This window comes from Duganella flavida (assembly GCF_009857445.1).
GTDB classification, from domain to species: Bacteria; Pseudomonadota; Gammaproteobacteria; order Burkholderiales; family Burkholderiaceae_D; genus Rugamonas; species Rugamonas flavida.
In genome coordinates this window covers 1-17,943 of record NZ_WWCN01000024.1, presented here as the reverse complement: position 1 = coordinate 17,943, position 17,943 = coordinate 1, and the positions used below count along the sequence as shown (strand labels likewise).

At 55.6% G+C, this 17,943-nt stretch carries 17 protein-coding genes; 10 read left to right on the top strand and 7 right to left on the bottom strand.

What is annotated here, in order from left to right:
* Positions 1–64 precede the first annotated feature (64 nt).
* The 3 genes from GTP46_RS26725 to GTP46_RS26715 form a co-directional block, all read right to left on the bottom strand.
* Entirely contained in the window at positions 65–1,735 is a 1,671-nt protein-coding gene (locus tag GTP46_RS26725; RefSeq protein ID WP_161009678.1) for a HEPN domain-containing protein, read from the bottom strand.
* A 39-nt stretch (positions 1,736–1,774) separates the two neighbouring features.
* Positions 1,775–2,131, bottom strand: coding sequence for a hypothetical protein (locus tag GTP46_RS26720; RefSeq protein WP_161009677.1), 357 nt, complete (start codon positions 2,129–2,131; stop codon positions 1,775–1,777).
* A gap of 325 nt (positions 2,132–2,456) precedes the next feature.
* Positions 2,457–2,669, bottom strand: coding sequence for a hypothetical protein (locus tag GTP46_RS26715; protein ID WP_161009676.1), 213 nt, complete (start codon positions 2,667–2,669; stop codon positions 2,457–2,459).
* 622 nt (positions 2,670–3,291) lie between these two features.
* On the opposite strand from GTP46_RS26715, the gene GTP46_RS26710 reads away from it, so the two are divergent.
* Positions 3,292–3,750: a DUF7673 family protein gene (locus GTP46_RS26710; RefSeq protein WP_161009675.1), complete on the top strand. Its 459-nt coding sequence runs from the start codon at positions 3,292–3,294 to the stop codon at positions 3,748–3,750.
* 59 nt (positions 3,751–3,809) lie between these two features.
* Positions 3,810–4,274 (top strand): hypothetical protein, encoded by a 465-nt coding sequence (locus tag GTP46_RS26705; protein WP_161009674.1) that lies wholly within the window; start codon positions 3,810–3,812, stop codon positions 4,272–4,274.
* Between the two features lie 152 nt (positions 4,275–4,426).
* On the opposite strand, the gene GTP46_RS26700 is transcribed toward GTP46_RS26705, so the two are convergent.
* On the bottom strand, positions 4,427–5,029 hold the full coding sequence (locus tag GTP46_RS26700) for a hypothetical protein (RefSeq protein ID WP_161009673.1): 603 nt from the start codon (positions 5,027–5,029) through the stop codon (positions 4,427–4,429).
* A 153-nt stretch (positions 5,030–5,182) separates the two neighbouring features.
* On the opposite strand from GTP46_RS26700, the gene GTP46_RS26695 reads away from it, so the two are divergent.
* Positions 5,183–6,046 carry a DNA adenine methylase gene (locus tag GTP46_RS26695; protein ID WP_161009672.1) on the top strand — a complete coding sequence of 288 codons (864 nt, stop codon included), beginning with the start codon at positions 5,183–5,185 and terminating at the stop codon, positions 6,044–6,046.
* Between the two features lie 73 nt (positions 6,047–6,119).
* Here the strand turns inward: GTP46_RS26695 and GTP46_RS26690 are convergent, their stop codons facing one another.
* Entirely contained in the window at positions 6,120–6,722 is a 603-nt protein-coding gene (locus GTP46_RS26690) for a DUF169 domain-containing protein (protein WP_161009671.1), read from the bottom strand.
* A gap of 242 nt (positions 6,723–6,964) precedes the next feature.
* Entirely contained in the window at positions 6,965–7,573 is a 609-nt protein-coding gene (locus GTP46_RS26685) for a hypothetical protein (RefSeq protein ID WP_161009670.1), read from the bottom strand.
* A 294-nt stretch (positions 7,574–7,867) separates the two neighbouring features.
* Between GTP46_RS26685 and GTP46_RS26680 the strand changes: the two genes are divergently transcribed.
* The 7 genes from GTP46_RS26680 (at position 7,868) to GTP46_RS26650 (ending at position 13,972) form a co-directional block, all read left to right on the top strand.
* The gene (locus GTP46_RS26680) at positions 7,868–8,560 is read left to right on the top strand and encodes a hypothetical protein (protein ID WP_161009669.1); all 693 of its coding nucleotides are present in this window, start codon (positions 7,868–7,870) and stop codon (positions 8,558–8,560) included.
* A gap of 282 nt (positions 8,561–8,842) precedes the next feature.
* Positions 8,843–9,490 (top strand): hypothetical protein, encoded by a 648-nt coding sequence (locus GTP46_RS26675; protein ID WP_161009668.1) that lies wholly within the window; start codon positions 8,843–8,845, stop codon positions 9,488–9,490.
* 247 nt (positions 9,491–9,737) lie between these two features.
* Entirely contained in the window at positions 9,738–10,493 is a 756-nt protein-coding gene (locus GTP46_RS26670; protein WP_161009667.1) for a DUF2441 domain-containing protein, read from the top strand.
* Positions 10,494–10,701: 208 nt separating this feature from the next.
* The gene (locus GTP46_RS26665; RefSeq protein WP_161009666.1) at positions 10,702–11,247 is read left to right on the top strand and encodes a magnesium chelatase subunit ChlI family protein; all 546 of its coding nucleotides are present in this window, start codon (positions 10,702–10,704) and stop codon (positions 11,245–11,247) included.
* A gap of 62 nt (positions 11,248–11,309) precedes the next feature.
* Positions 11,310–13,013, top strand: a complete 1,704-nt coding sequence (locus tag GTP46_RS26660) for a M1 family metallopeptidase (RefSeq protein ID WP_161009665.1) — start codon at positions 11,310–11,312, stop codon at positions 13,011–13,013.
* Complete coding sequence (locus tag GTP46_RS26655; protein WP_161009664.1) at positions 13,010–13,504, top strand: hypothetical protein; 495 nt, start codon at positions 13,010–13,012, stop codon at positions 13,502–13,504. The genes GTP46_RS26660 and GTP46_RS26655 overlap by 4 nt, the downstream gene beginning before the upstream one ends.
* A 126-nt stretch (positions 13,505–13,630) precedes the next feature.
* Positions 13,631–13,972 (top strand): DUF1840 domain-containing protein, encoded by a 342-nt coding sequence (locus GTP46_RS26650; RefSeq protein WP_161009663.1) that lies wholly within the window; start codon positions 13,631–13,633, stop codon positions 13,970–13,972.
* Here the strand turns inward: GTP46_RS26650 and GTP46_RS26645 are convergent.
* Positions 13,969–17,796, bottom strand: a complete 3,828-nt coding sequence (locus GTP46_RS26645; protein ID WP_161009662.1) for a two-component regulator propeller domain-containing protein — start codon at positions 17,794–17,796, stop codon at positions 13,969–13,971. The genes GTP46_RS26650 and GTP46_RS26645 overlap by 4 nt on opposite strands.
* Positions 17,797–17,943 lie beyond the last annotated feature (147 nt).

Genomic DNA, 17,943 nt, shown 5'->3' with positions numbered 1-17,943 from the left:
CATCTTTAGGCAAACTAGCGCAAAGACTTCCATGCACTCAGGGCCGGCTCACAACGTGAACTTATCATGATGGGTTTATGATCCACGTAGAGAAAACTTCCAGCCGATTTTCTCCGGATTCGATATAGCTGTGTCCGAAATATTTGGCAGCATTGTTATCAACTCCAAAAATTTCCTTTGGTTGCAATAGACCAGGACTTGGCGACGGATTTTTTTCCCAATCTTTGTATATTTTTGTATAGGACTCTGAAAAACTGAGTTCGCCATTTGCTTCACGCACGAAGCAGAGAGAATTACGAACGCCCAACTTCGATAACACTGCAAATTTTTCTGCAGTCACCGAGAAAAAATCCGCTGTACCAGAGACTCTTGCCAGATGTACGCTATCCAAGATACATGAGAATCTCAGGGAACTGTGTGTCCTGCTGAGGCATTCGACGAAGTCATCCGTCGTCAGACCAAAATCCAAGAAAGCCCAGTAGGTTAGAAGTAGCGCAATTTTCCCGACGACGTCACTGACCTTTGAATAGTCATCACCCTCCAATCCTGGGTCATCTCCGTGCGCGATTGCATCGCGGATCTTCTTGATAAACTGGAAGTCTGTCTCCGATATTGAGATGATCTTGACAATATCCCTATCGGTTTTCGCGATTGCTGCCCGATATTTTTCACCAAAGGTCAGTTGTTTCGTACCCACGAATACGCGGCCTGCTACCTTTGAGATGCTGTCGGCATCGCTTACGCTGAGCGACGGCATTGCGCAAGCAACTTCTTGCCGGAATGCTGTCAATTTCTTCCGTGAAACTGATGCAACCATCGTCTTCTTGCTATTGCCAGATCGGATCGTTACATATTGATCAAGGAGGCTAACATAACCCAGAGATTTGTACTCCCAAAATCCCTCATACCTCTGCATGCCGGCTAAACGGACCCAGCATATCTTTCGATAAATCGAGCCGTAATAGCGATCAAAAATTGTCTGCCACCTATCTTCGATTTTCGGTTTCTGGATAAACCATTTAATCCAAAAGCCGGAGTCCGACACATCTCGCTCGGGGTGCGTGTAGCCAGGAAAATGAACTTGGGATAAATGTCCATTTTTCAGGCCAACCCATACGCTCATCACTGTTGCTGGATAGGCAATCAGGATCGATAGCAAACAGGACAGCTCATGCGTCTTGCCCCTGATATCTGGCAAATTGAATTTACGTCCAGTCGTTGCAAACGTGAACTCAACATGCTCATGAACGATAAGGTCTTCGCCAACCCGGTCGCCAGATCCGAAGTAATCACTGGATAGAGTGAACTGCTCTTCATTGCTCGATATGGTCACGGAGAGCGGTTTCGATTTTTGCTCCCAGTTTAATTTATCGCCAATCTGCCCCTGAATTTTTTGCCAGTGAAGAAACCACTCCGACACCTCTCTATATCGCACAACAATTTGATCGAATTCAGGCGCTACAATGTCAGATTCAATCAAGTACTCAGCATACAGTCGAAAGCCGTGAAATTTGCAAATACAAAGCGTATAAGTTCTCCCATTCTCGGCCACGGCCCGAATTAGGGCGATCTGCTCTCCATCGGCAAGTACAACGGAGACACTCATTTTGAAATTCACTTGCGTCGGACGATTTCCACCAAAGGACAGTTTTCCGTCCCCTAGCCGCCCACGCTCATGGCAGTAAAGAGTCACATTGAAATGCTGCTGATCTGAAGAATTTGGGTCTTTTGTCATATCGGCATATTACGCGGAATTCAATTAGTATTAAATTTTCTAGAGACGTTGGGCCAATGTCCGCCGATATTCGGTGTCGATTTGTGGCGGTGCCATCAGGACGTACCGCTTTGCTTTCTCTAGAGTCTCGCCCTCCAGCTTAGCGAAGTGCGCAATCACCTCAGCTTGGGTGGGCATCTGCCCTCGATTACTTTTGAACCCGCAAGGGAGGTTGGTCCACACGACGCCGTCTAACGCCAATTTTTTCGCCCAGGATTCAATCTCAGAAGCGCACATACCATGCGACTTTCCGTCCACCGAATTCCACCAGCCGATATCTTTGGCAATGCGTGTCGCTATGCTCTCACGCTCTGCGAGCACCACGATGCCGGCAGAAACATCTTCAACTGCGAGCATCGCCCAGCACGAGTGGACAGCACGAACGCCGTCGCATAAAACGATCGTGATGCGGCCGTCCCCAGACTCTCTCGCAAATTCAAGGGGGAGCAATGGTCCATCTGTCCGCCACTCGCCGGCGACCGGCAGGGTCCGTGGATCCCAAACTAGTGATCCCCATCCAAGACAGCCAATCTTTTTTCCCACTGGTCCCCCCATTTAACGAACACAGATTCTTGACGGCGGAAGTTGGATTAATCGAGATAGCACATTCAAGTCTCTGAGAAACACCAAATCTGCGCTATCGCACGCAGACGCATTTACCGGCCCGCGCTATGCCGAAAACTTAGTCAAGCTTGCCGAGTAGCCTGATCTCCACTACGCGCCCCTTGGGGCCCGCACTCTGCTCTACGGATTTGAGCAGGTCGATAGCGAGCCGAAGTGCTCGCTCCTTGGGCATACGCAACCTCAAACTGTCCGGATAATTGCTGCCGCCGCCATCGCCAGGCATGATGCCGGCGCCCACAACAAAGGTGTGGTCGGATAGTCCTTTAGACATGAGCACCTCCGCTAATGTTAGCACCCATGAGCATAGCCCAATCGGCCGGCGGCACCAGTGACAACACAAGCAGCGCGCGACACGCGATGGTGCAGCAAGGGTGGTCTGCTTCAAGTCCCGCTTCCGCCCCCACCTCGTTCAATGAGTGATCCCCGATACTAGGTCCGCTCTTTCGCTCCCGCATTCTCTCAGCCCCCCCAGAAAGGGTTGCCAGTAGTGAGCGTGTATCAAAAAGCCCACAGCCAACGACTGCCGGCCGAGACGCAAAATTATTCCGAAAAAGCAGCGCGCCTAGCCGTGTTCCTTATCGAAAATCGCACTCACACCGGTTCTCATTTTAGCGTCTAGGCAGAAGATTTTTTGATCCTTCGTTGCGACGAAATTTTCATGAATTGGATTTTTTCAAGATGCTCCAATTTGCGCCATCGTATGACGCGCGTGACCGGTTTCATTGCTAATTTAGTCGTCGCTTCTACAACCCAAGCCTTCTAGCTGCAGGTAGGATGATATCAAACGGCTGCCAGAATAGTTCCGACGCAGGCGCAGGCATCGCGCGTATTGACCTGTCGAACGATGGGGAACGTGGCATGCAAGGGGCACCTTTAATTTGCAGGGAGTGGCAATGCAACCGTCTCAAAGTGTGATCGATGCAGTCGATCGGCTGTTCACCAAGGCCATGTGGGATACAGGTCAAGCCCGCAAAATAGCCAAATTCCTGATGTCGTGGGGTAATGAGCCAGTCCACGGCGGATTCGATCTCGCGCACATCCGGGACCTCGATACGGAAATCTCGCGCGACATGTGGACTCTGACAGAGTACCTGTTCGCCAGCGGGTTCAAATACCCCATCGATATCGGGTTCGAGGACCGGTTCGTTGCACTCGTGCGCCTTTACCGGCCCGACCTCTTCGAACGTAAAGTTTTTCAGTCCGCCGCTGGAGAGCCGGACGGGGATACCGACGCGGACTCACTTCGGCAAGCCGAACACACGCCTCCAGGGTTGAAGGGCTTGGCGCAAACAATGGGCCACAGCTCCCCGGACTCGTTGCGCTTCTACCTTCCCGGGGGTAAAAACACGTAGCCAATAAAGCAGTCCCGTCAACGATGCATAAATCCGCGCAATTCTCATTAGGACGAGAGATGAAACCAATCACGAATATCAATGCCAGCAAATCAAAAGGGAAAGGCCTTCCCATTCGTCGTCATCAGCTGCTCTCAGCGCTACTTGAAGCTGACATTCAAGACGTTGAGACGATGGAGGCGTTTTTCGCAGAGCACGGTAGTAGCAACGGGCCTGGCATGTCGGATCGGCAGCGACTATGCGACTTCCTTTTGCTACTCCAAGCTGCGATGCAAGGACGGAGACTTCCGGCCTCGTCAACCGTCAGACTAACCCAGGCAGAATTGCGTGCACCCTCCAAGGACGAACGCGCTCTGCTCGCAAGCTTGCTTTACTTCACATCTCACCAGGCTCAACCTACTCCGCGCGCAATGGGCAAGATTATCAGCATTGCCGCGCGCACTGGCAACTACACTTTCCGGAGATACAGCACTGAAGAAAGCATTAAAGATTTCTGCACCGATTGTCCATCTGTGTATCTATGAGACCTGCTTCACACAAATGCACGATAAATCCGACCGCTTCTGGCGGTCGGATTGAATCAAACTTTTAATTATCTAAATTATTTACATCGTTTTACCAACTTCATCTTCACAGGCTTCAGAAACGGTACTGCGGCGCGCTCTCGGCTTTCAGCTTACACAGCGAACTCGACTTTGCGTGCGACGTACATCGGCTCACCCTCACTGCCGATGAGCACCTCTTCATCCGCAGACAGCAAGACAGGAAAAAGCGCCTTCTTTGCCGCCACGTATTCGACGTCCGGAACGAACCTCGACAGGTACCGGCTACGCGACGCGACGTAGAGAAGGTCCTGAAACTCTTTATCGGTGTCCAGCCAGCCGAGCAGTGCCTGCGTTTCTGCGAGCCAAAGCACCAGCACCTGCCTGACACCACTGGACTCGCCGATCGCCTGATCAACGTCATATGCGCTGATTGCGACCGTGCCGCCCTGACCTGGCCAGGCCAGGTACGGACTTGAATCAAAGCCAGCGCGGCATCCATCAAGAGTCAGTTCGGCTCCGCTGATGGTTCCGAGCCATTGGTCAGTAATCCGCAGAGACGAAATGACCATCATCGGAAGACGATGGTGCTCCGATGGAATCAGCGATGGCAGAAGGGCCCCATGCGTCATTAGAAATGCACTGGGGTAGCCGCGCAGACCGTCACGTATAGGCCCGAGGCGTAGCTCACTCTGCAACGCTGCGCGCAGCTCGAACTTGGTGGTGCTAGTAATCATAGTGTCCTCAAAAAGTCATTGAACACAGTATAGTCACCGACCGTCTTTCCGGCTTATCCATTTCAAACTATTTCGCATTTCTCCTTATTTTGTAAGGGTTAGTTTTGAGGTAGGTGGTCAGCACACTGGCTAAAAACAGGTGCTTTACTTTGGATGAAAAATCCAAAGATAACTCCACCTTTACGCTGGGTCGGCGGCAAACAACGCCTGCTCCCTGCTCTTCTTCCACTGCTTACTGGTACTGGGCGTCTCATCGAGCCGTTCGTCGGCGCTGGTTCCGTTTTCCTTAATGCCAGCCAACGCGACATCGTCATCAATGACCTCAATCGAGATTTGGTCGCAATGTACGAGATGCTGCGAGATGCGCCTAGCGACTACATTGACGGTGCACGCACGCTCTTCACCGATTCGATGCACTCACAGCACGCCTACCTAGACGCACGCTGCAAATTCAATGGCTCTACGGACCTGCGCGAGCGCGCGGTGCTCTTCCTCTACCTGAACAAGTTCAATTTCAACGGTCTGTTCCGGATGAATCGCAGTGGCGAGTACAACGTACCCTACGGCCATCCTAAGACGTTGCCCGCATTCCCTGATGCGCAGCTTCAAGCGATGGCGGAGAGATTGAAATCAGCCACTATTTTGCATGGTGACTTCCGAGTGCCGATGGCCATGGCTGCGACGGGGGATGTCGTATACTGCGATCCCCCTTACGCCGACGCCACACCAGGAGCACGTAGCTTCGTGGGCTACACGTCGACGGGCTTCACTATAAATGACCAGATAGACCTGGTGACACTGGCCAGAGATGCATGCGCGCGCGGGGCGACGGTTGTCCTGTCAAATCACGATACCAATTGGGTTCGAGACCTGTATGCGGGCATGGAACTGCACAGCGTTGATGTGCGAAGAAGTATTGCGGCTAATGCTACTCGCCGCACACAAGCCGGTGAACTCATCGCGGTGCTTCGACCGCCTTCCCCCAAGTTAAATGAAGACGACGGCCTGCCCAACTAAGCCCCGACCGCAATGCAGCGCGGCCAATTGGGGCTTCTTGATGGGTACGGAGCAGCGATGGCTGGTACTTGTGCTACCCAGCCAGCTGCAGCTTACTCAGCACATACACCGGCAACCCTGCACTGCTGACAACTCGCTGCTCTTCACTAGAAAGCAGTAGAGGGAACGGCGCGTGCTTCCTGGGGGCGTAATTGGTGTCACGAACAAAACGTTCGCGGTGCCATTGCCGGCCCGCCTCATCAGCAAGCTCTCTGAATTCATCATCGGCATCAATAAAGTCCTGGACGATCTTCGTGTTGGTGGCCCAGAGAATCAATATCTGTGAGGCCAATGGGTGCCCAGCGAGGATGTCAGCAAACTCGTCCGCTGGTATACCAAACGCCATTTCGTCATTGCCCCAGGTGGCGTAGACGCGAGAACTGGAGCCCGTATCACAGGCATCTAGACGCATGTCGAACTCAGAAATCCCATCTGCACTTTCGCCATTAAACCGTTCCGATGCAATCACGACGACAGGCTTCGATTCGTCATCAGGATTCACGAGCACGGGGAAATCAGACCCGCTGGCTAGCGCATAAGCATTGTGGTGGACTCTCAGTGCGGAGATGATGGATTGGAGGCGTGGTTCGTCATCTAGCACGTCAGCTAAGGAGTAGGTCGTAATCGAAGTGGTCATAGCTCTTTCGAAAGTGGTTGTCAGAGTATGTATAGCTACGACAGTGCACAGACTTAGCCTGAATGAAAAAAAATTGACCCCATGGCCACCGCGTTGCCGCCGGCGTCTAGCGTTTGACTGCAAAAGGTATCTGTTATTTAATCAGCTGCGACGCCAACGAGGATACCCACGCGATAAAATCGGCGCTGGCGGCGGTGAAAGAAAAATCGGCCCGTCACTTTCATGAGAGCCGATTTCATCAATCAAATTCGTCCGAATCCAGGACCGTTCAGGAGGTACAGAGGTTCGCCTCGCTCACTGATGATGCGCATCTCCGTGTCGGACAGCAGCGGCGGGAACTGGGCCATTTTGGTCTCCGCATACTCTTTGTCGGGAATAAACCGACCAAGGCGCCAGCTGTTTTGCGCGACGTCCATCCGTTCGTAGAGTTGTTCATCCATGTCGATGTAATCAAGTACCAGTTCGGTCTCAGTTATCCAAACCACGACCATTTGGTCACAACGGGGGTAATGGGCCAGAATTTCCGAAATTGGTTCTGCCGGCACACCTACTGCGAATCCGTCGCCGGTCCATACCAGGTAGGACATTGAATCCATGTAGTCCGATTGGAAAACGTCGAGGAAAGCGTCGCATTCCTCTACTGTTAGGGGCCAGCCGTCTGGTATCCGTTGCGACCGCAGGATAATCAACGGCAGTTGTCGATGTTCCTCTTCCACTAAAGAACCCAGCAGCGCACCCTCTGCAATATGAAACGCACTCACCTTTTCGGCCATGGCGTTCAGGATTGGTTGCATATGCGGCTCGTCTACCAACACGTCAGCCAATTTATAAGTGGTGATGCTGTCAATCATAGTTCCCTCAAAAATTATCCTCAAACTATGTGTAGTCACCGCGTCATCCAGGGTTTAGATTTTTCGCGGGAAAACTGAAATATTTTTTGCGAGCGCCTCTTGGGGGAAGCCTTATTGCAGAAGGGCCGACGCGAAATCCTATATTTTCATTAGGAAAACGCGATCGGCCGCGCGCGTTTAAAAGTGGTGCCTACTCTTACTGTCAGTTGACATTAACAGAATAGGGAAACAGATATGCGACCACCAGCCCCACTCCGCTTGAATAGCTCGGGAGAATTCGTACCACAACCGCAAATGGACATCCCGGCCTACAGAGAACGTCTTGTTAAGCCCCGCGTCAAATTCGAATTCTGGCACCACAAGACGATTTCCCTCTTTATCCCCGGGTTCGCCGAGCATCAGCACTGGTTGAACGAGGCATGCGCTAGAAACGGAATCGATTCGAAGAACGCAGCAATTCTCCTTAGCGAAGAGGAGGTCGGAGCAAACAAATTTCATGGCAAAGGGCCTGTTCTGATTGCGAACATTCCTTCTTACCTAGACCCGTATTTCGCTGAACTGGTGAGCGCCGAGCCTGAAATTATCAACATCGGCTCACTTGACCTACGCAGCCGAGAATCACTTTTAGTGTGGAACGTCACCGACTCTGATGGCCGCATTCACTCTGTCGCGGTCCCCGCCGGCATTCTCCCAGATTTATTGACGCCGACTGTGAATCGTGACGGCAAGGGGATGTCGTTCGCACGCTTTGTTTTTCGTTGCGGAGAAGGCGCTTTTCTCGGTGCCTTTTGGTTTGACGACGATGATGTACTTGGAGCGCAAGCGGCGAGCATGTGCAGCCAAAGCTACTTAGATTACTCCGAAGAGGAGCAAGCTGCGGCCGACGCAAGGACAATTAAAGCTGGTTCGCCAACCCCTTGGGTTGGCACTCCCTGGACCGATGACGATGGCAGCATTTTCACGCAACTCCCCGTCTTCAGCAAATAATGACCCAGGCCAGATATTTGGATATTCACGAGCTCGCGGAGGTTTTAGAGATCTCTGCGGGCTCCATTCGTCGTCGCCTGAGGCGCGCACCTTGGGAACTTCCTGCTCCTGCTCATCTAGGTGAAAATTTTCCACTGCGGTGGAGAGAACGTGAAGTACTGAGCTGGCTCCATGACTATGGACTCAAAAATATTTCGCTGAAGGATAAAAGCATTCCAGGTTAATTGCTACACCAAGTATGTCGCGGGCAGTTCGCCTGCGGCACACGAGAAAAGGATATGTATGTACGCTGGAAAAATTTTATCGAAGCACTCATTAAGCGCATTGGAAAATGCAGGCGCGGGCATTAAGCATTTGCTTGACGCAGCATGTGCGAATTGTGGAATACCGTTGGAAGATGAACCGATGGCGGTAACTTGTTGGTCATCGATGATTAAGCACCCGCAACTCGAAGAGTCGCGCGCAGCGCCAATCGTAGTGCTTGGGCTGCCAGCAGCGATGGCCGGAGACATGCAATCGTTGGCGACCTCAGCATTGCATCTGCAGACGATTGACAAAGTTAAGTGGGCACAACGTGTGACGTGCCTCCAAATGACCGGCCACAAGAACACTATTCGGCTGCGTTGTGATGAACTGCTTCCTGTCATGCGCACGACTGCAATCGGATCACTTCTTTTGATTGTTGTATGTGGAGATGACGTTCTTTTTGTTGAACACTACTTTGACAGCCGAAAGTTTCTACAGGTTTGCCACGAGCTGCATCTAGACAATCTCGCTAACGGCGAACGCGACATTGACGCAGATTGGCGCGCTGCCCGAATGGTTGAAAAAGCGAACGGCATGAGTACGTACCTTCCGTTGGTGTACATGCTGGACGACGCCGAGGAATTCTCGTATGGGGTGGTTCGCTCTGGCGAATCTGATTGTTAATAATAGAGATTTCCTCGCGGGATAGCGCGCGAAAATTTGTGTGATTTTTTATTTATTTGCTGCCGGATAGTTGACTGTCCGGCAGCATTCTTTCAGTACCTGAATGTAGTAGCTCAGACTAGACCTGACACGAACTGTTGGATGAGTTAAAGTTCTAATGGACCACTTAGCAGTGTAGCCAATGAACAGCGACTTCCATCCGCGATGCTCGGAGCGCTTTAATGTAACCGTAAAGGAAGTGAATTAGGTGAGTGGAAAATTCGTAAAGAAGATTCGCAGAGAGTATTACACCATCGGAAAGGAGATTGATACGGACGTCTACAACTACGGCCTAATCCTTTCCGAAATGATTCCGGCAGAGCGTATGTTGTTCGAAGGCCTCTTGAATATTGCGGAAATGACAGGCGCAGTGCTTGACACCTTATGGCGCTTCGTCGCTGCATTCCAGGAACGGCCACTACCCTCTGCTTTGGCCGCGCGCCTCCTAAGCGAGGATATGTCCCCTGTCGATCTGTCCGACTATATTTTGGATCTGGACGGCATTACCATAATCGACGTCAAGTCACTGAGAGCATTACGCACATTGGCTTTCAGAAGTCGCCAATTGCTAGTGGGCGGTGGCCGCGATCACGTGGCCAAGGCTTATTTCTGGGAGTGCTTTTATGAGCGTGTACGAGGCGATGGGTTCCCGTATGCGCCCTCGCGATCTACCTGTTTCTTCGTGTTTTCCGATGTGGCTGCTACAGCTGCCTATGCCCAAAAACACTACACTGGGTCGAGTCACGATTATTTGTTCTGCCATGTCGAGGCAACTGCATCCCGAACATCTTTTTCGGCAGATATGGCAATTCTCGATGACGTGACCCTAAAAGAAACGTTCGCATCTGCAGCCGAGCAAATCCGCAGATATTGGCGCCAGGAACGGTCAGAGGAACCGCTGATGGAAGTGCTATTCCAAGGCAAGGTGTGCCTGGGCGAGCGCATCCGGCTTGGCGTCGATTAACGTGAATACCATTGCAGCAGCCCGAGGCCAGCGAGTTTTCGAATTAGGAGCCTGCGTCGCTGGGCAAATTCCGGCCAAACTATGAAGTCCTGGAAGGTGAATTGCCCTCGCCTTGAGTGGTCGTTCGGACGCTGACTGGTCAATGGTTGAGACGGTTGAGACCAAAACGGACAACTAAACGCTCGAAGTACGACTAAAGTGCAAAACCATGGAGTCCGGCCGCATCACCATCTCGCGCGCCGCGCGGCAAGCGGACTTTCCCGCGCACTTCCAGTTGATCGCCGCGATGAATCCCTGCCCCTGCGGCTACTACGGCCACACGAGCGTCGCCTGCCGCTGCTCGCCCGATGTGCGGCTGCGCTACCAGAGCCGCGTATCCGGCCCACTGCTGGACCGCATCGATATCCAGATGGAAGTCGCATCAGTCGATCCCGAAGTGCTGGCCGCGCCTTCCGCTGGCGAATCATCCGCCGTGATCGCCGCCCGCGTGCAGGTTGCAGCTGATCGCCAATTCCAGCGGCAAGGCAAGCGCAATCAATATCTCAGCCCGCGCGAGATCGACCACTACTGCAGACTCGACCGCCCCAGCAAGTGCAAACTTAAAGAGAGCATGCAGAGCTTCAAATGGTCCGGCCGCGCCTACCACCGCATCCTGCGCGTCGCCCGCACCATTGCCGACCTGGCCGGCGCCGCCAACATCCAGCTAGTCCACATCGAAGAAGCCATCCAATACCGCCGCGTGATGAGCGAATAACCGTATCAACTCTTGCTGGCTTGCTGCTATATTGTCCGCAGCTTACTCATGCCAGGATGATCATGACCCGCTTGCCTCTCTACCTTGCTGCCGGCGCGCTGCTGGCGGGCTGCGCCACCAAGCCGATAGCGCCGACCGACTTCACCCTCAACTCCGGCAGCCCGCGCGCGCCCGAGCAGCTGGCAGTGACGTTTGAAAAAGTCGATCTCGCCTTGCGCGTCGAGCCAGCCACCAAAAGCATCCGCGGCGACGCCGCCCTGACTTTCCTGTTGAAAGAACCGCTAACCCGCATCGCCGTCGAACTCGACCGCAACCTGCCGATCGACAGCGCCAGTGTGGACGGCGTGCCGCTTGCCGCCGGCGCGATCAGCAACCCGGAAGGACGCCTCTACCTCACCTTGCCGGCACCACTGCCAGCCGGCGCCCGCACCACCGTGCGCATCCAGTATCACGGCGTGCCGGTGATCGCCAAGCGGGCGCCGTGGGACGGCGGCTTCACCTGGAGCCAGACTCCCGATGGCCAACCGTGGATCACCACCACGGTCGAAGGTGAAGGCTGCGACCTGTTCTGGCCTTGCATCGATCATCCGCAAGGCAAGCCCAAGCTGATCGACTTGCACATCAGCGTGCCTGCGCCGCTGGTCGTCGCAGGCAATGGCATCGCTGTCGGCATGGAAGAAAAAGACGGCTGGCGCACCTACAACTGGCGCGCCAAAAATCCCAGCACCTACGGCGTCGCCCTCAACATCGGCCCCTACGAAATGCTGTCCGCCGATTACGCCAGCAAATACGGCAACATCATCCCGCTGCGCATGTGGTACCTGAAAGGCCACGACAAGGAAGCGCAAGGTTTGTTCAATGAATTCAAGCCGATGCTGGATTTCTTTGAATACCGTGTCGGCCCTTATCCATTTGGCGACGAGAAAATGGGCGTGGTCGAAACCCCGCACCTCGGCATGGAGCACCAGACCATCAACGCCTACGGCAACGGCTACAAAAAATCGCCGCTGGGCTATGACTGGCTGCTGCACCACGAGCTGTCGCACGAATGGTTCGGCAACCAGATGACCAACGCCGACTGGGATGATATGTGGCTGCACGAAGGCTTCGGTTCCTACATGCAGCCGCTGTACCTAGAGTCGCTGCGCGGTGAAGCGGAGTTCCAGACCGAGCTGTTCGACTTCCGCAAACAAATCAGCAACAAGGCACCCATCGTCAGCGGCAAGTCCCGGCGCATTGAAGACGTCTACGAGGAAGAGCGCGGCGGACCCGGACTCGACATCTACGTCAAAGGCGCGCTGGTGCTGCACACGCTGCACAACCTGATCGGCGACGAGCCCTTCTTCATCGCCACGCGCCGCATGGTGTACGGCACTGCCACGCCGGTGCCAGGCAACTTCCAGCCGCGCTGGAGCAGTACCAAGGAATTCATCCAGTTCGTCAACGAAGCCAGCGGCCGTGACCTGCAATGGTTCTTCGACGCTTACCTCTACCATGCAGCGCTGCCTGAACTGGTGGAAGAACGCAGCGCCGACAAACTCAAGCTGACGTGGAAGCTGAAAGACGGCGGCGCCTTCCCGATGCCGCTGGAAGTACGCATCAACAACCGCATCGAAAAGCTGGCCATGAGCGATGGCCACGGCGAACTGGCACTGCCGCCGCATGCACTGGTCACCATCGACCCGCAATCGCGCGTACTGCGCCAGCAGGACCACATCGATGAGTGGAAAGCCATCGAGGACAAGAAAAAGAAAGCCAAGAAATGAAACGACTGGCACCGCTGCTGTTGACGCTCGCCCTGTGCGCCTGCAGCCCCAAGTACGACTGGCGCGACTACCGCAGCAGCGACGCGCCCTACGCCGTGCTGTTCCCCGGCAAGCCCGCCAGCCAGACCCGCAGCATCAAGCTCGAGCAGCTGGAGGTAAGCATGACCATGAGCGCCGCCAATGTCGACGGCGTGGTGTTCGCCGTCGGTAGTGCCCAGCTAGCGGATGCCGCGCAAGCGCCAGCTGCCGTTGACGCCATGCAAACTGCGATGCTCAACAACATCAGCGCCACCGTCACCAGCAGCAATCAACTGGCCAACGGCGCGCGCGAAGTCGATGCAAGCGGCACCGAAAAAGGGCAAGCCATGCGCCTTATTGGACGCTTTGTTGCCAAAGACAACAGGATTTACCAGGCCGTAGTGATCGGTCCTGCGGCGAAAATCGAAGCGGAGCCCGTGGAGACCTTCCTCACATCCTTTAAATTGAATTAAAACGATCGTGCTGGCTTAAAACCTGCTTAATTAAGGTGCGCCAGCGCCCGCACACGGCCATCCGTGTCTTGTAAAGTCGCCGGCATGGGCATAGAGTCTATCTAACGGAACTCAGAAAGATCGCTTATGTTAATCGCCTTCAAATCCAAATCAAGCCCGGAAGTCCTGATGTACCAGGAACATGCGCAGCGCATCCTCGACTTGCTGCACAAAAATCCGAAACGCGGCGTGATCACTGCGGCCGAAGCGGCGCAAGCCTTATCGATTCTCGAGCACGAAGTCGCCGAGACCAAGTTGCACCCGGAAACTGACGTCGAGCACGATGCCCACACCCACGAACAGGAAGATGGCGAAACCAAGGAGCATGCGCAATTACAGCGCGTCGGCTTCTCCGCCCGCGCCTTCCCGCTGCTGGAAATGCTGCGCACCGCCAAGGCGGAAAACGAGCACATTATCTGGGGCATTTAATCGCCGGACAGGGACGCCTTCAATGGTAAATCCATCGTGAAGCGCGTCCCGACGCCCACCGCACTATCCACCCGTATCGTGCCATCCAGTAGCGACGTCACAATGTTGTAGGTGATGCTCAGGCCGAGCCCATTGCCGCCCTGCCCCAGCTTGGTGGTAAAGAAGGGATCGAAGATGCGCGCCTGGTGCTCGACCGGGATGCCTTTGCCGTCATCCTGGAACACGATGCGCACCCGTTCCGGCCCCAACTGCACCGCCCACATGCGGATCGCGCCCGCCGCGCGGTCTTCAAACGCATGCAGCAAGGCGTTATTAATCAGATTGATGATCACCTGTCCGTAAGGACCGGGGAAGCTGTCCAGCACGATATCGTCCGGTACTTCCAGCACGATGTGATGGCCGGCCTTGCGTATCTGGTTCTTCATGGTCATCACAATTTCGTGACTGGCCTGCTGCAGATTGAACTGGCGCCGCTTGGCACTGGCCTGGTCCACCGCCACTTGCTTGAAGCTGTTCACCAGCTCGGCCGCATTGCGCAGGCTGCGCATAAGCAGCGTGGACGCTTCGCGTGCCGCATCGATGAAATTATGCAGGTCGGAACGGCGCATGGTGCTGCCGTTGTTGAGCGTTTCAATCTCCGCCGTCTTGTCTTCCAGCGTGCTGGCGATCACCAGGCTGTTGCCGATCGGCGTGTTCAGCTCATGCGCGACGCCGGCTACCAGCGAGCCCAGCGCGGCCAGCTTCTCGCGCTCCACCAGTTGCTGCTGCGTGTCGCGTAGCTGGCGGTAGGAATCCGCATTTGCAAACGCCACCGCCACGTAGGAGGCCAGCGTAGTCAGCATGTCGAGATCGATGCGGTGATAGGCATGCGCGCGATAGCTGTGCACCGTAATCACACCGCGCACCTGCCCACTGACCGAGATCGGCACATAAATCAGCGAGCGTGGCTCGGTCGGCAGTGTGCCGTCTTCCAGCGTGCCCATGTTGTCCACGCCGGACACCAGGTCGAGGCTGGAAATGTAGCGCTGGTATTCATGCTCCAGGTCGTTGATAAATACTTCCTGCGCATGGTTGATGCACCACACCGACAACTGATTGGGCTCGCGCATGCTGCGAGTGTAAGGCGTGTAGCGCTTGCCGCGCTCCATCGCAAACGGATACTCGATCAGTTCCTGCTCCGGCCGATAGATGCCGATGCCAAACACACTGGCATCCATCAGCGCATGCACTTGCTGGTACAGCAGCGACATGATGGCCTCGCTATCGAGATTGGCCGTGATGCGCCGCCCGATGTCGGACAGCAGCGCGATATTGCGGTGCGCCGCCTCCACGTTTTCCTTCTCGCGCTGGATGGATTCCTTTTGCAGCACCAGCTCGTGCGTGCGGCTGCCGACTTCCAGCTCCAGCTCCTGCTTCTGCCGCACCAGCAAACGGATGCGGATGCGGAACAGCAGCCAGGCGCCGCCCAGCACCAGTCCCACCATCAGCACGCGGAACCACCAGGTACGCCAGAACGGCGGCGCAATGGTCAGCTCAAGCGAGACCGGCTCGCTGCTCCACAAGCCGTCCTTGTTGGCTGCCTTCACGCGGAACACATAGCGGCCCGGATCGAGATTGGTGTAGGTGGCGAAACGCTTGCCGGCATCGGTGGTGACCCAGTCCGGATCGAAGCCGACCAGCTGGTAGGCGTAGCGGTTGCGCTGCGGATCGGCGTAATGCAGCCCGGCGAATTCAAACGAAAACACCGCGTCGCGATAAGTCAGCGACAGCGTTTTGGCGTGATCGAGCGAGCCCTGCGCCAGCACGTCGGGACGCGCCGCGCTGCCCAGGATGGATTGGTTGAAGATCGAAAAATCCGTAATCAACACTGGCGGCGCATAGGCATTGTTATGCACGTGCGCAGGCTGGAACGCGGTCACGCCTTCCAGGCCACCGAAGTACAGCGTACCGTCCGGCGCGCGGTAGCCGGCGCCGATGAAATACGAGCCGTCGATCAAGCCATCCTTGGAGGTATAGTTCTTGAACGCGCCGGTCTCCGGATTGAACAGGGAAACGCCAGCCGTTGTGCTAATCCACAAGCGTCCTTGCTCGTCGCCAAAGATCGCGCCGATCGGGTCCGGAGAACGTCCGCTGCCTGGCGGATAAAAACGGAAATGCAGCTTGCCATCCTCTCCCATGCGCGCCATGCACAGGCCGGCTGCGGTGCCGATCCAGATGCGCTCCTGCTGGTCCTGATAGAGATAGTGCACGCGGTTGTGGCTCAGGCTATCGCGCTGCGCTGGATTGTGGCGGTAGTGCTCAAACTTTCCACTGGCGCGGTCGAAACGATCTAAACCGTTTTCAGTGCCGGCCCACAGGTTGCCGCGCAAGTCCTCCATCAGCGTGTAGACGCGTCCCGCCAGCCGGTCGGGATCGCTGGTATCGACACGGTAGGTTTGCATGGCAAGCGTCTGCGGATCAATGCGATGCAAGGCCATGCGGGTACCGACCCAGATCACGCCCTCATGGTCGACGAACACGCGCTGCACCGAGCGCGCCTGCGGATCGTCACCCAGCCACATCGGCGTATAGCGTCCGCTGGCCGGATCGCGCCATGACAGGCCGCTGATGGTGCCCACCCACAGCCGGCCGCGCTGGTCAGTTGCCAGCGCCATCACCTGCTCGGCGGGCATGGCGCCTGGTTGCTGCTGCAGGTTGGAGTAGAAATTCACCTGAGCTTGCGCCGGATCCAGCAGCGCCAGCCCAGTGCTGGTCCCCAGCCAGACCTTGCCATCCGGCGCGCCGCTGATCGCCCGCACCTTGCTGCTGCCAATGCCGGGCAGCACGCCGGGCTGCTCGGTGTAACGTTCAAAGCCGCCGCTACTCAGGTCGACGTGATCGACGCCGGCATACCAGTTGCCGACCCACAGTGTGCCGGTACGGTCCTGATACAGCGCGCTGATCTGGTTGTCGCTGATGCCGTGACGGCTCTGGGTATCACGCGGGTAATGGTAGTAGCGGCCGGTGACGGGATCGCGCCGCTTCAGGCCATCCGTGAAAGTGCCGAGCCACAGCGTGCCATCGCGGTCGTGCAACAGCTTGGAGATACGCGCTCCGGCCACTTCCTTCGGCAGCGTAAGCGCAACGCGTTCGGCCGACTGTTGCGTCAAGCGCCAAGCCTGCACGCCGCGCATCGCCCCCGCCCACAATACGCCGTCGGGCCCAATGGAAACCGACAGAATATTGTTCTCCAGCCGGTTCTCGGCCGTGCCGACGTGGTGGAACTCCTTGCTGCCGGACGGTAGCAGCTGCAATCCGTGCAGCGTCCCCATCCACAAATTACCGTGCTGGTCGCGCGCCATCGCACTGATCTGCTCATCGGCGTGGCCCAGCGCCTGCGCTTGGCCGCTGGGGATATCCAGGTGCTGCAAGCCTTCACTGGTCGCCAGCCACAAACCTTGGCGGCCGTCGCCGAGTATGCCCGTTACAGATAATTTGGACAGCACATGCGTAAAAGCCTGCGCCACCGGATCATAGCGATCAAGTCCGCCTTTATTACCGACCCACAGTTGGCCGGCGGCGTCTTCATACAGCGCCTGCGCGTAATTATCTTGCAGGCTGCGGGGATTGGAGGGGTCGTTCTTGAAGTTGGTGACTCGGTAACCGTCATAACGGTTCAGGCCGGCCTGCGTGCCGAGCCACATATAGCCAAGCTGGTCCTGCAGGATGCTGGTGACCGACTCCTGCGTCAGTCCCTGTTCGACACCCAAGTGCTCAAAGCGCAGCGACAGCGGCGCCGCCTGCGCTACCGAAATCAGCAAAAAGAAAAGGAAAGCAGCTCGCATGCAAGCCATTCTAATGCACAAAAGCAAAAAAGCCCCGCCGGATTTAATCCTGACGGGGCCTTCTTGGGAATAACTAGCTTGACGATAACCTACTTTCACACTGGTTGCAGCACTATCATCGGCGTAGAGTCGTTTCACGGTCCTGTT

What these genes read in the sequence shown, in the direction of transcription:
- GTP46_RS26690 (WP_161009671.1), bottom strand. Translation starts at nt 6,722, where the DNA reads ATGACCACTTCGATTACGACCTACTCCTTAGCTGACGTGCTAGATGAC.
- GTP46_RS26715 (WP_161009676.1), bottom strand. Translation starts at nt 2,669, where the DNA reads ATGTCTAAAGGACTATCCGACCACACCTTTGTTGTGGGCGCCGGCATC.
- GTP46_RS26680 (WP_161009669.1), top strand. Translation starts at nt 7,868, where the DNA reads ATGGACATCCCGGCCTACAGAGAACGTCTTGTTAAGCCCCGCGTCAAA.
- GTP46_RS26660 (WP_161009665.1), top strand. Translation starts at nt 11,310, where the DNA reads ATGACCCGCTTGCCTCTCTACCTTGCTGCCGGCGCGCTGCTGGCGGGC.
- GTP46_RS26705 (WP_161009674.1), top strand. Translation starts at nt 3,810, where the DNA reads ATGAAACCAATCACGAATATCAATGCCAGCAAATCAAAAGGGAAAGGC.
- GTP46_RS26650 (WP_161009663.1), top strand. Translation starts at nt 13,631, where the DNA reads ATGTTAATCGCCTTCAAATCCAAATCAAGCCCGGAAGTCCTGATGTAC.
- GTP46_RS26710 (WP_161009675.1), top strand. Translation starts at nt 3,292, where the DNA reads ATGCAACCGTCTCAAAGTGTGATCGATGCAGTCGATCGGCTGTTCACC.
- GTP46_RS26700 (WP_161009673.1), bottom strand. Translation starts at nt 5,029, where the DNA reads ATGATTACTAGCACCACCAAGTTCGAGCTGCGCGCAGCGTTGCAGAGT.
- GTP46_RS26685 (WP_161009670.1), bottom strand. Translation starts at nt 7,573, where the DNA reads ATGATTGACAGCATCACCACTTATAAATTGGCTGACGTGTTGGTAGAC.
- GTP46_RS26675 (WP_161009668.1), top strand. Translation starts at nt 8,843, where the DNA reads ATGTACGCTGGAAAAATTTTATCGAAGCACTCATTAAGCGCATTGGAA.
- GTP46_RS26720 (WP_161009677.1), bottom strand. Translation starts at nt 2,131, where the DNA reads ATGCTCGCAGTTGAAGATGTTTCTGCCGGCATCGTGGTGCTCGCAGAG.
- GTP46_RS26655 (WP_161009664.1), top strand. Translation starts at nt 13,010, where the DNA reads ATGAAACGACTGGCACCGCTGCTGTTGACGCTCGCCCTGTGCGCCTGC.
- GTP46_RS26695 (WP_161009672.1), top strand. Translation starts at nt 5,183, where the DNA reads ATGAAAAATCCAAAGATAACTCCACCTTTACGCTGGGTCGGCGGCAAA.
- GTP46_RS26725 (WP_161009678.1), bottom strand. Translation starts at nt 1,735, where the DNA reads ATGACAAAAGACCCAAATTCTTCAGATCAGCAGCATTTCAATGTGACT.
- GTP46_RS26665 (WP_161009666.1), top strand. Translation starts at nt 10,702, where the DNA reads ATGGAGTCCGGCCGCATCACCATCTCGCGCGCCGCGCGGCAAGCGGAC.
- GTP46_RS26645 (WP_161009662.1), bottom strand. Translation starts at nt 17,796, where the DNA reads ATGCGAGCTGCTTTCCTTTTCTTTTTGCTGATTTCGGTAGCGCAGGCG.